Annotated in this window: 12 protein-coding genes and 4 tRNA genes; 5 read left to right on the forward strand and 11 right to left on the reverse strand. The window is 60.5% G+C overall.

All coding sequences use genetic code 11. The features are described from left to right. Positions 1 to 68 precede the first annotated feature (68 nt). Complete coding sequence (locus ACB039_RS05180; protein WP_042648158.1) at positions 69 to 527, reverse strand: Lrp/AsnC family transcriptional regulator; 459 nt, start codon at positions 525 to 527, stop codon at positions 69 to 71. A gap of 105 nt (positions 528 to 632) precedes the next feature. Between ACB039_RS05180 and ACB039_RS05185 the strand changes: the two genes are divergently transcribed. Further along, entirely contained in the window at positions 633 to 1,499 is an 867-nt protein-coding gene (locus ACB039_RS05185; protein WP_371165253.1) for a DMT family transporter, read from the forward strand. 62 nt (positions 1,500 to 1,561) lie between these two features. On the opposite strand, the gene ACB039_RS05190 is transcribed toward ACB039_RS05185, so the two are convergent. Then, a complete protein-coding gene (locus ACB039_RS05190; RefSeq protein WP_371165254.1) occupies positions 1,562 to 3,067 on the reverse strand; it encodes a histidine-type phosphatase in 1,506 nt (501 codons plus the stop codon). Positions 3,068 to 3,443: 376 nt separating this feature from the next. Between ACB039_RS05190 and ACB039_RS05195 the strand changes: the two genes are divergently transcribed. Next, positions 3,444 to 3,776, forward strand: a complete 333-nt coding sequence (locus tag ACB039_RS05195) for a hypothetical protein (protein WP_371165255.1) — start codon at positions 3,444 to 3,446, stop codon at positions 3,774 to 3,776. Positions 3,777 to 3,883: 107 nt separating this feature from the next. Here ACB039_RS05195 and ACB039_RS05200 read toward each other — a convergent pair whose 3' ends face one another. The 8 genes from ACB039_RS05200 to plsY all read right to left on the reverse strand — a co-directional run bounded on the left by ACB039_RS05200 (position 3,884) and on the right by plsY (position 8,749). Further along, positions 3,884 to 4,483, reverse strand: coding sequence for a Yip1 family protein (locus tag ACB039_RS05200; RefSeq protein WP_025328417.1), 600 nt, complete (start codon positions 4,481 to 4,483; stop codon positions 3,884 to 3,886). Positions 4,484 to 4,705: 222 nt separating this feature from the next. After that, the gene (locus ACB039_RS05205) at positions 4,706 to 6,049 is read right to left on the reverse strand and encodes a potassium channel family protein (RefSeq protein ID WP_182787485.1); all 1,344 of its coding nucleotides are present in this window, start codon (positions 6,047 to 6,049) and stop codon (positions 4,706 to 4,708) included. 315 nt (positions 6,050 to 6,364) lie between these two features. Next, positions 6,365 to 7,384: an OmpA family protein gene (locus ACB039_RS05210; protein ID WP_371165256.1), complete on the reverse strand. Its 1,020-nt coding sequence runs from the start codon at positions 7,382 to 7,384 to the stop codon at positions 6,365 to 6,367. A gap of 252 nt (positions 7,385 to 7,636) precedes the next feature. After that, positions 7,637 to 7,712: transfer RNA gene (locus ACB039_RS05215), tRNA-Asn, on the reverse strand. Between the two features lie 45 nt (positions 7,713 to 7,757). Then, positions 7,758 to 7,833: transfer RNA gene (locus ACB039_RS05220), tRNA-Phe, on the reverse strand. Positions 7,834 to 7,836: 3 nt separating this feature from the next. Continuing rightward, positions 7,837 to 7,912: transfer RNA gene (locus tag ACB039_RS05225), tRNA-Thr, on the reverse strand. A gap of 51 nt (positions 7,913 to 7,963) precedes the next feature. Next, a tRNA-Phe gene (locus ACB039_RS05230) sits at positions 7,964 to 8,039 on the reverse strand. 47 nt (positions 8,040 to 8,086) lie between these two features. After that, entirely contained in the window at positions 8,087 to 8,749 is a 663-nt protein-coding gene (gene plsY / locus ACB039_RS05235; RefSeq protein WP_041204917.1) for a glycerol-3-phosphate 1-O-acyltransferase PlsY, read from the reverse strand. A 171-nt stretch (positions 8,750 to 8,920) separates the two neighbouring features. Here plsY and folB point away from each other — a divergent pair, with 171 nt between their 5' ends. The 3 genes from folB (at position 8,921) to ACB039_RS05250 (ending at position 10,392) form a co-directional block, all read left to right on the forward strand. Then, positions 8,921 to 9,292 (forward strand): dihydroneopterin aldolase, encoded by a 372-nt coding sequence (folB, locus tag ACB039_RS05240; protein WP_042648152.1) that lies wholly within the window; start codon positions 8,921 to 8,923, stop codon positions 9,290 to 9,292. Further along, positions 9,292 to 9,801: a 2-amino-4-hydroxy-6-hydroxymethyldihydropteridine diphosphokinase gene (gene folK / locus ACB039_RS05245; protein ID WP_005329164.1), complete on the forward strand. Its 510-nt coding sequence runs from the start codon at positions 9,292 to 9,294 to the stop codon at positions 9,799 to 9,801. Before folB ends, folK begins: the two co-directional genes overlap by 1 nt. A 105-nt stretch (positions 9,802 to 9,906) precedes the next feature. Further along, on the forward strand, positions 9,907 to 10,392 hold the full coding sequence (locus ACB039_RS05250) for a YbaK/EbsC family protein (protein ID WP_041206799.1): 486 nt from the start codon (positions 9,907 to 9,909) through the stop codon (positions 10,390 to 10,392). 16 nt (positions 10,393 to 10,408) lie between these two features. Here ACB039_RS05250 and mdtD read toward each other — a convergent pair whose 3' ends face one another. Then, complete coding sequence (gene mdtD / locus ACB039_RS05255) at positions 10,409 to 11,806, reverse strand: multidrug transporter subunit MdtD (RefSeq protein ID WP_371165257.1); 1,398 nt, start codon at positions 11,804 to 11,806, stop codon at positions 10,409 to 10,411. Between the last annotated feature and the right edge of the window lie 55 nt (positions 11,807 to 11,861).

Here is an 11,861-nt window from a genome sequence, read left to right on the forward strand (position 1 = left end):
TTAGTTTTCCTGACGGCCCCTTCGCGCTCCTTTGATTCCGGGAAAGGCGGCGGCACCCTCCTCTTTCCTCACCCTGGCAGCAAGGCGCCGCAACGCTTGTGCTGCCCCATGACCACCAGGGTCTTGAAACTGCGCACCTGCTCCCTGGCATGCAGCACCCGCCGGGTGAACTGCTCGTAGCTCGCCATGTCCCTGGCGGCGACCTGCAGCACGAAGTCCTGCTCCCCCGTCACATACCAGAGGTCCATCACCTCAGGCTCCCCTTTCAGAACGCCAATCATCTCATCGACGATACGGCCGTGATCCCGCTCCAGGGTGACAAGCACCAGCATGGTGATCGGCCAGCCCATGGTCGCCGGGGCCACCAACGCCACCTCCCGCTCGATGAGACCCGACTCCCGCAAGGCGCGAACGCGGCGATAGCAGGCAGGGGCGGAAAGACCGACCCTGTGGGCCAGCTCCGGCGTGGGTAGACGGGCATCCTGTTGCAGCTCGGCGAGGATGAGCAGATCGAACTTATCGGTCATGGGGATAGAGAGATAAAAATTATCGAATAGGTCCAGTTTTAGACCGAGATTACGGCTATCGCCAGATATATTTTACTTCCCTTTCCCTGCTCAGGTGTGAACGAGATGCCGCCAAACGCCACCACCCTCTCCTCCCTGTTGGCGGTCATCCTCGCCATGCTGTCGATTACCCTCGGCGCCTCCCTGGCCAAGTCCTTATTTCCCCTGATCGGGGCCGCCGGTACCACCTTGTTCCGGCTGGGATGCGCCGCACTGCTCCTCTCGCTGGTGTTTCGTCTCTGGCGAATGCCCCTCGATCGGCGCACCCTGCTGGGAGCCATCCCCTATGGGCTGTCGCTCGGGGCCATGAACCTGCTCTTCTATCTGGCGATCGAGCGGATCCCCCTCGGCGTGGCGCTGGCCATCGAGTTCATCGGCCCGCTGACGGTGGCGCTGCTCGGCTCCCGCCATCGGGCAGACTTCCTCTGGCTGGCGCTGGCCATCGTCGGCCTGCTGTTGTTGCTGCCGCTGCGGGCGGCCGAACAGGCCCTCGATCCCCTGGGGGTGGCGTTGGCGCTCGGGGCCGGGGTGTTCTGGGGGCTCTACATGCTGACCGGCAAGCGGGCAGGTGCCTTGCTGGGGGCCCAGGCGCCGGCCCTTGGCATGTGGGTGGGCACTCTGCTGGTGCTGCCCTTCGGCTTCGGCGGGGTGAACGAGGTTACTTTCACCCTCCCCGTGGTGCTGACCATCGCCGGGGTGGGGCTGCTCTCCAGTGCCATTCCCTACTCCCTCGAGATGTTTGCCCTGCGTCGGTTGCCGCTCAAGAGCTACGGCATTCTGACCAGCGGCGAGCCCGCCATGGGCGCCCTGATGGGATTGTTGTGGCTGGAGGAGCAACTGCCTCCGACCCAGTGGCTCGGGATAGCCGCCATCATAGCCGCATCCATGGGCACCACCTGGCATGGGGGACGACGACGAGCCGACCCGGTGTGACGCCGCCAAACAGAGCGGGCCTGTGATGACAGGCCCGCTCTATCAAAGGCAAGGAGCGGGTGTCAGGACGGATAACCGTAGCAACGCTTGAGCTCGCCGAAGTCATAGAAGAAGCTGCCGACCGCGATGGGAGAGCAACCGGCCTTGAAGGCAAGCTCCTTCTCGTTGTAGAGCATCTTCACCAACACCCGGCCTGCGTCGTTGCGGTAAACGTCCCACTGGATGTTGGCCGCATAAGGAGAGACCCAGCCGCCGCGCCATTCGTTGTTGGCCTGACTCATCAGCACGCCAGGCTGGGCGCTCTGACGGCTGCCTTCCAGCTGCATCAGTGCCGCCAGCGGGATCAAGGTCTCGGCATGGGCAAAGCGCAGCTTGGCGACGTGCTCGCCGGCCCCTTCGACCACCTGGGTCTGCACCTCGTCGAACAGGCCGTCGAGCAGGGGTTGGGCCACGGCGTAGGTAGCGCGCTGGCTGGCAAGGCTTGGCCCCTTCTCGTAGAAGTCCTCGGCATCGGAGAGGTAGGAGAACCAGGCCGACTCCTCCGGGGTGATGAACTGCTCCAGATCCCAGGGCGCCCCTTGCACCTGCGCCTCGCGGATCATCCCCGGGCCAATGATGAAGAGGTTGTAGAGCATGAGGGCGGCATCCACCTCGTCACGCACATAGGTCTTGTCACCATCTTCCGGGTTCACCGCCACATATTCGACACCGGCAGCCAGCTCGTCGACGAACGCCTTGCTGTAGAGGCGTTCAAGCATCTCGCGCGCCATCACCCGGGTCTGGGGCAGGGTCTTGAGGCCACCGAGCGCCTCGCTCAGCTCGGGCGCCGGGGACACGCCCTCCTCCTCATCCCCGACGAACGCCATATAGGCCTGGAAGGCGGGCAGGTACTGGAGGTAATCCCCTTCCGGCTCCGTCTTGTGGAAGTAGAGTTCGAACTTGTTGCGCAGCCCCTTGTCGATCTCGGAGGGGTTCTGCTGGCTCACGTAACAAGCCTTGCTGTCAGTGATGAAATCGACCCGTTTGGCCAGGCTCTCCATGAAGTAGTAGGCGCTCTCGTTGGCTCTGTCCTTGCCTGAGGTCTCGACCCGGATACAGCCGGGCACACCTCCCTTGCCGAGCAGGGCCGGCAGCCGCTCGGCCAGGCAGGTCGCCAGCAGGGCATGTTCCTCCTTGCCGACCGCAGAGAGCAGGCCATAGCCCAATTGCCGGTTGGCTGCGGTGACCGCGTCCACCTTGGCGCCGAGCTTCTGACCCAGATCGGTCAGCGCCCCCTGCCGGGAAGCCGCATCCCAGATTTGCTTGGTCAGCACGTCATACTTGGGGCTGGACAGGGAACGGGAGCCATGTCGGGCAACCAGTTCGGTGAAGACGGGGGTGAAGCCGGCTGGCGCCGCTTCATAACTGCCCGCATCCTGGCGAGCGACATAGACAGCCTTGGTACTGTACTGGTAGTCGGACCCGGTGGCCGAAGAGGAGTCGTTATCCGAGTTGCAACCGGTCAGCAGTGTCATGGCCAGACCGGCAGAGAGCGCGAGGGTGAGGGAAGAGAGGCGGAACATAGTCATCCTTGAACCATATTGAAAATAAGGTTGCACCTTAAGTGCTTCAGATGACAATCCGGTGTCAATCGCCGCTTTCTATGGCCGTATCGGCTCACACCCTGGAGTCTGGGGCGGTCACTCGCTTATATTTTGTTCATTTTTTTTGAACATCTAGGCCAGTTTATCTCGCTAACAACCGCTCAAGATCCTGATTACCATTCATACATCGCTTAGGCAGGATAGCCAAGCCGCCAAATAACAGGTCGTTCAGGACTGTGCCCCCTAAAGTGGGTATCTGATGTCAGCAAAAGAACTGCATATTATTTGAATGACCTCTTGCAAGGATGCGTTGATGCGGGCCGAACCGGCCTTGCCAATGACATAAAAATCAAGAGAGCGAATGAACATGAAAAATGTAATCAAGATGCTGGCCGTCGCAGGCCTGATGAGTGCCGGTGTTGCCCAGGCTGCCGTCCCCGCCGACTTCAATGCCGCTCCTGGTGTATTGTTCGTGAACTGGCATACCAGTGCGGCTGTCGCTGGCAATGACAACCCCATGCTGGAGGTACGCGACGAGTCTGGTGATGTGGTGGCTTCCGTCCACGCCAACCTGATGGGCACCCAGCAGGTGCAGATCCCGAGCCGCACCCAGGGCAGACTGAGCCTGAGCCTCGGGGATCAGAGCAGCGACTACCGCATCCCGTTCGGCATCGGCAGCGGCAACCCGCGCTGATACTGGTTGAGGCAGCCCCGTCGGGTTGCCTCAACCAGAGATGCGTGAGCCAGTTCCACGACAAGGGCGCCATGATGGCGCCCTTGTCGTTTCTGCCGGCTTGCTGGCTACTGGGTAAACACGGGACCAAAACCAGATCCCCACAGAATGGCCGTGGCTGCCAGCACGCAGACCAGCAACACCAGGCCGACCGTGACCACGGAGCTGGCATAGATGAACCCCTGCTCCTTGGGAATGTGCATCAGGATAGGCACCCCCACATAGAGCAGGTAAACCGAGTAGCTGAGTCCGATGAGTCCGATGATCATCACGAACCAGAGGTGCGGGAAGAACGCGGAGAAACCGACCATGAACAGCGGTGTGGAGGTGTAGGCTGCGAGCTCGAGCGACGTCGTGTAGCTGGGATCCGAGCCAAAGGTGTGACCCATCCAGTGCACCAGATAGGAGAGCGCGAGGACGCCGATGATGAGCGTCACGTACATGGCTATCGACAGCATGAGAGCGCTGTTCGCGGTCAGGGTGATGGGATCCCCGACACCAATGCTCCAGCCGATGTGTACGGCGGAATAATAGGCGCAGATGGGGGGGATAAGGGCCACGATCAGGATATGGGTCAGACTGTTTCGGAAACTGTCATGCCGCTCGTCTATGGTATGCCATTCGGTGTGAGGATGCGCATACAATCCCCATAAGTGATTCAATATCATAGCGTTATTCCTTCTATGCTTCGATTGTGGACTGTTCGATACCGCTCTCGCTCCCCTGTGTGTTTCTCTCGTACAACGCTTGCCGCGCCATCCATCGCGATCGCGATCGATGACTCTAAATAAAGTCGCTCCACTACCGCTGCGTCAAGGAAGAAGGGGGGATCGATGGACGTTCAGCCTCTGGCGGCGGGGCTGGCTGCCCCCCCACCGCCAGCCTGGTCGTCAGTACTGCTTGGTTTTCGAGGCAAAGCCGGCGAGGAAGAGACCGGTCAGAAACATGCCGCAGAACGCCTCTATGGCCGACAACAGCTGGAGGGGAGAGGAGGTCTGGGAGATATCACCGTAACCCAGGGTCACGAAGGTTACTATGCTGAAGTAGAGGGAGCGCCCCAGATGGCCATGGGTCACGGACTCCGGCGCCAGGAAGTAGGTCAGGGTTGCCAGCAGGATGACCCCCATCGACATCAGCAGACTTCTGATGGGCCGCTCGCCAAATCCCCAGGTGATGAAGCTGACAAACTTGCCGGCACACTTGAGGTAGCACAGCAGAGAGAGCCACCCCTTCTTCATCAAGCCGCTGCGCAACCAGCGCTCCCTGAACAGCTCCCTTGGACGCGCCAGGGATTTCATCTCGTGCAGCTTCTCCTTGTAGTAGCATTCACCGGCATCCACGGTGTCCCCCACGCTGGAGAAGAGTCGCTTGGCATTGCGGTAAAGTTTGCTGGCTTCGTTATGATCGATCCGGCCATTCTCGTTGTAGACCACCTGCACCTTGTCCAGATTGGTGTGCTCCATGGTGGCATCGAAGTTCTTGGCACTGACGTTGAAGTTTTTCAGCACGGCCCGGGAGGAGTGAAAGCGGATCTCCTCGCACTCTATGGTGAAGTCCTGAAACACCCCGTCCTCCAGCGCCAGCTCCCGCTTCTTGGCCCAGGCCCTGTGGTCCCACAGCAAGGAATCGAACAGATCGAGCCCGATCACCCCGCCGTTGACCCTCACCCCCTTGGCCGAGCAGTGCCACAGATAGACCTTGGAGTTGTTGACGGCGCCGTCCAGCGAGAGCTCGTCCAGGCAGGTGAAGTCGAGCAGCCGGCCGGAGATGATGGGGCTCTTGAGCTCGACGCCGCCGATGTTAAGCAGGCGATGCTTGCCCAGCACCTGGGCCTCCCCCTTGTTGTTCTCGGAAACGGAGAGCAGGCTCTGCACCCGTTTCACCTCATCCTTGCCGTACTTGCCGGCCAGCCACATGCAGTAAGGCTCGAAGCGGGATTCGGAGCGGATGAGGCCGCTCTTGCGCAGGGACTCCAGAGCACTCGAGGCAGTCTCATACAGCCTTATCTTGTCATCGCTCATGTAGACGCAGAGGCTGAGCACGGATCGCGAGCTGATGAAACGGGCGATGCCGATCTGGAAGATGACGCTTTTCTCTATTTTCTGCTCTGTCATCCAGTCGCCGAAATGAGGTAGCGAGGCCACCAGCAATGTCCAAATCAATGGATAGTCATTCTCCCGCCGCCACTCGTTGAACTGCTCGGGAGAAAGCTGCCACAGCTCTGTCGCATTCATAGATTACCTCTGTCATGGATTTGTCCCGCTTCGGGATGTCGAGGGAGGGGATCAGAAGCCCGCACGCCCGGACCGGGATGACGCAGGATAACGGGACACAGGCTCATCACGCCATCATACTAGGCAAGATGATGGCTGTAACTCACTGACAGGGAAGGTATAAGAGGAAGGGTTCGACACATTTTCGAGCGATTGCAGAAGGATCGGACACCAGACGTCGTGACGGATGGTTTTACCCGTCTGCGAAGCGCAAGCCCGACAAACAAGAGGGGATGCCATGGCATCCCCTCTTCACATCCATCGAGCGGCGTCGGCTTATTGCTGCACTTCCTGCACGCCAGAGACGCGGACTTCGACACGGCGGTCCGGTGCCAGGCAGGTGATCAGCTCATTCTTGCCCTTGACGCCGTCACACTGGGTGCCGGTGACCGGGTCGGCTTCACCACGGCCTTCGATGGCGATCTTGCTGGTGGCCAGACCCTTGCTGACCAGGAAGTCGGCCACGGTGCGGGCACGGGCTTCGGACAGCTTCTGGTTATAAGCCTCGGAACCGATGCGGTCGCTGTAACCAATGACGATGGCGCTGCCATCTTTGGGCTGGAATTCAACGATTTGCTTGTACAGACCATCCAGAGCCTCGACACCTTCAGCCTTCAGCTCGGCTTTGCCAAAGGCAAACAGCACGTCGGAGTTCAGGGCAAAGTTCTTCTCGACAACCACGGGAGCCGCTTCTGTAACGACCGGAGCAGCAACAGGCTCAACGTAGGAGGTGCGGAACGGGTGATATACCGCTTCCAGCGTCGCCACGCTCTGGTTGGACTTGTACTGCTCACCGGTGTAAGTGGTCAAATCAGCCACGTCCCACATGTAGCGGTAGCGTGCCTGCAGATCCAGGGCATCGTTCAACTTGTAGGTCAGACCGACGCCAGCCATCGGCGACACGCGGGAATCCGTCACGCCAAAGCCGTGGGTGTGCGACCAGTAGGCACCCGCTTCACCAAACAGGGAAAAATCCTCTCCCAGCGGCAGACGGGCGATACCGGACAGGGTGGCACCCTGATTTTCGTAGGCGTTGTTGTTGATGCCACCGTTGGTATTGCCCCGGCCAGCGTACTGGTAACCCAGTTCGGCACCGAACGTTTCGTTGAAGTTGTAACCCATGAAGAGGTTGCCGGTGAAGGCGTCTTCGGTTCCACTCTCAACGCCTTCTACCTTGTTCAGGCCATTGAAGTGAACGGCACCGACACCGGCACCGAAGTAGATGTCGTCACTTGCGTGAGCAACCGTGCCAGCCAATGCCAATGCAATCCATACAGGTGTCAGTCTTAAGTTCATCACAGCCTCGTCGATGCTAGTTATGGGCTCATAGCCCTTGTTCTATATGAGCACCATTGTACCGACCAGTTCTTGTACAGGAGCTTAAGCAACGAGACCATTTATGATGCATTTACCGCCTGTTTTTAATGCACTTTCAGCTTTCTGTTAAGCCATTGTGGCCAACATCCTGGCGAGCGCATCCCGACGGCGGAGATACGCATGCGAGACCATAAAAAAAGACCCCTGTCTTGCGACAGGGGTCTTTTTAATTGGCTCCTCCTACTGGACTTGAACCAGTGACATACGGATTAACAGTCCGCCGTTCTACCGACTGAACTAAGGAGGAATTGTACTTCGGAGACCAGATATCGCTATCTCATCGCCTTGATGGTGGTGCCCAGAGACGGAATCGAACCGCCGACACGGGGATTTTCAATCCCCTGCTCTACCGACTGAGCTATCTGGGCAAATGGTGCCGGCTACCGGAATCGAACTGGTGACCTACTGATTACAAGTCAGTTGCTCTACCTACTGAGCTAAGCCGGCACACTTAAATCGTTGTGCATGAACAAAATTTTTTTCATTGCACCAAAATATTGGTGCCCAGAGACGGAATCGAACCGCCGACACGGGGATTTTCAATCCCCTGCTCTACCGACTGAGCTATCTGGGCGTGGGCGCTATTAAACGGATTTTAGGGCAGGTGGTCAACGGGAAATTTCACTTTTCGTCTCGTTCGTCTCTTTTTTGCGCAGCATCACTCATTTTTATCACTTCTGTGGGGGAAGCCGCTCCCCGGCGGCCCCAGAGCCGGGATTCCTCGCCCCTGAGCAGGCGGGTGATGTTCTCATGATGGCGAACCAGAATGAGGCAGGAGAGCAGGGAGACCGGCAGGGTATATTCGGGTTTGAGCAGGTAGGTAAAGAGTGGCGTCAGCAGCACGGTAACGATGGAGGCCAGTGAAGAGTAGCCGCTCACCAGCAGCACCAGCAACCAGGTGGCGATCGCGGCGCCCCCCATGGCAAAGCCGATGGGCAGCATGGTGCCGAGCGCCGTGGCGACCCCCTTGCCGCCCCGAAAGTGGAAGAAGATGGGATACATGTGACCCAGACAGGCGGCGACACCGATGAAACCGAGATAGACAGGCTTGATCTGCAGATACCAGGCGAGATAGACGGGAGCCATGCCCTTGAGCACGTCGAGCAACAGGACGATGAGTGCCGCCATGCGCCCACCGAGGCGCAGCACATTGGTCGCCCCCGGGTTGTGGGAGCCATGGTCGCGGGGATCCGGCAGACCCGTGAGGCGGGAAACCAGCACGGCGCTGGACAGCGAGCCGCCCAGATAGGCCAGAATAATCATCAAAATCGTCAGGGCCGTCATCTTGGTCGTTTTTACCACGATATGAATGGGGTATGATGCGGGCCACATTCTCTGGTCTGGGCTTGCCCGAAAGCGTGTCGCCCAAACCGGCCGCCAGCGGCAATCGGCTTGCCAGGCCTGCATCCCTGCGCTGTTTTCACAGCCCATCAAGAGTAAAGAAGAAGTACTGTCATGGACAAGGTGTTTATTCGCGGACTCGAGGTTTTGACCACCATAGGGGTATATGAGTGGGAGAAGGGCATTCGCCAGAAGCTCTGTTTCGATCTCGAGATGGGATTCGACAACCGACCCGCCGCCGCAACCGACGATATCAATCTGGCGCTGGATTACGCCACCCTCTCCCGCAAGATCTGTGATCACGCCCAGAGCAAGGTAGTGGAGCTGGTCGAAACCATGGCCGAGCAAGTGGCCGCCCTGGTGCTGGACGACGAGCGGGTGCAGTGGGTCAAGGTCACCCTGACCAAGCCGGGCGCCGTACCCAATGCCGCCGGGGTCGGGGTCGAGATCCTGCGTCACCGCACCCCGGCCGCGAGCGCCAGCTGATGACCCGCATCTATATCAGCCTGGGGTCGAACATAGAACGGGAGCACCACATCCGAGCCGGACTCGACGCCCTGCAGGCTGAGTTTGGGCAGCTTGCTGTCTCCAGGGTATTCGAGAGCGAGGCGGTGGGCTTCAATGGCCGCCCCTTCTATAACCTGGTGGTCGGCGCCGACACTGACCTGCCGCTGGCGACCCTGTGCCAGCGTCTGCGTGCCATGGAGTTCGCCCACGGCCGCGAGCCGGATGCCAAGAAGTTCGCCCCCCGCACCCTGGATCTCGATCTGCTGCTCTATGGCGATCTGGTCTGTGAGGCGCCCCTGGTACTGCCCCGCGGCGAGATCCTCACCAACGCCTTCGTGCTCTGGCCGCTGGCGGAGCTGGCCCCCGCCCTGCGCCATCCCGTCGATGGCCGCCCCCTGGGCGAGCTGTGGAATATCTACGACAAGGCCTCCCAGCGGCTCAGCCCCATTCCCTTCCACTGGGATGCGGTCGAACTGCAGCCGCACTGATCGACAAGGGCACCTCGGTGCCCTTGTCGCTTATCCGCCATCAGAAAGGATGATTGGGCCCGGGCCGGTGCGGCTGGCAGCATGACCTTGACACAGGAGACCCCCATGCCACTCGACACTATCCATGACTTCAACTGCCGGCTGCTGGCCGAGCTGCCCCACCAGCGCTATGAGCACGAGCCCATCCTCGATTACGCCACCGACGAGCGGGTCAAGGCCCGCCTCGGCTGGCAGGCGGAGTTCAGCAAGACCCTGTTTCTCAAGTTCAAGGATGGCCGCTTCGCCCTGTTGCTGACCCACAGGGAGGGGCGGCTCGACAGCAAGGCGGTCAAGGCTATCCTCGGTGCCAAGCCCTCCATCTGCAGCGCCGAGGAGATGCAGGCGCAGATCGGCTGCCTGCCGGGGGCCGTCTGCCCCTTCCTGCCCCACGCCGATATCCCGCTGCTGGTGGATCCGGCCCTGTTGGCCCATCACGCTTTCACCTGGACCCCGGGCCACCCCGAGCTGACCTTGCTGCTGGCTACCGAACATCTTGCCAGCCTGCTGGCGCGTCTGCCCTGCCAGGTCAGCTACCTGCCCGCCCAGGCCTGACATCTACCCCTGGCTTTTACTCCCTGCTCTCCTTCCTCGCCAGTTGGGCAAAGATCAGCGCCGCCAGCATGGACATCAGACCGATGCACAGATAAGTGAGGTGGAAGCCGCCGAGCCAACGCTCGCTATCCTGGGCCGGCAGTCCGGCGGAAAAGAGCCCGAGCAGGCTGGCGGCGATGGCCACCCCAAGACTCATGGAGAGCTGCATTACAACCGACAGCAAGCCGTTGCCACTGCTGGCGTGCTCGGCGCTCAAGTCTTGCAGTGTGAGCGTGTTCATGGCGGAGAACTGCAGCGAGTTGATGGCGCCGAACACCGCCAGCCAACCCAGCAACACCCCGTAGGGCACCTGGTTGTCGATGAGGGAGAAGCTGGCGATCATGGCCCCGAGTGCCAGGGTATTGCCGATCAGGATGCGGCGATAGCCGATGCGCGGGATCAACCTGTTCACCAGCGTCTTGGTCAGCATGGCCCCCAACACGGTGGGGATCATGGTCATCCCCGCCTTGCTCGGCGAGAAGCCGAGCCCCAGTTGCAGAAACAGCGGGGTGAGGAAGGGCATGGCACCGCTGCCGAGGCGGGCAAACAGGTTGCCCCAGATGCCGATGGCGAAGGTGCTGGTCTTGAACAGCGCCAGACTGAACAGCGGCTCCTCGGCATTGGCGGCATAGAGCCAGTAGCTGGCCATGGCGGCCAGACCAAACAGCAGGGCAAACAGCGCCCAGCCGGTGGAGATGCTGTGCTCCCCCAGCCCCTGCAAACCCACCGACACCAGCACCATGCCGGCGCTGAACATCACAAATCCCTGCCAGTCGAACGTGGCCGTGCCTTGCCGCAAGTCCGGCATGAAGTACCAGCTCGCGATAAAGCCGAGTATTCCCACCGGCAGATTGATGAGAAACACCCAGTGCCAGCTCACCACTTCCACCAGCCAGCCCCCCAGGGCCGGGCCGATCAGCGGCCCCACCAGGCCGGGAATGGTGACGAAGGACATCACCCGCAGCAGTTCGTGCTTGCTGTAGACCCGCAGCACGGCAAGGCGTCCTATGGGCATCAGCAGGGCGCCGCCCACCCCTTGCAGCACCCGGGCAGCCACCAGCATCGGCAGGGTGTTCGCGGCTGCACAGGCGAGCGACCCCAGGGTAAACAGCAGGATGGCGGCCAGATAGATGCGGCGAGTGCCGAATCGGTCCGCCAGCCAGCCGGAAGCGGGAATGAGCAGGGCCACTGTCAGCATGTAGGCGATCACCACCGACTGCATCTGCAGCGGGCTCTCCCCCAGGGTCTCGGCCATGTTGGGCAAGGCGGTGTTGAGGATGGTGCCATCCAGCGTCTGCATGAAGAAACCGACCGCAGTCAACCAGGGCAGCCATTTGCGTTGGGCAGGGGTCACCATCTGTGCGCTTTCAGGCATGAGCTGTCACCTCTTCTTCAGATAGAAAAAGACCCGCACTCAGGTTTGCAGACTG

This window comes from Aeromonas sp. S2(2024) (assembly GCF_041402505.1).
GTDB classification, from domain to species: domain Bacteria; phylum Pseudomonadota; class Gammaproteobacteria; order Enterobacterales; family Aeromonadaceae; genus Aeromonas; species Aeromonas media.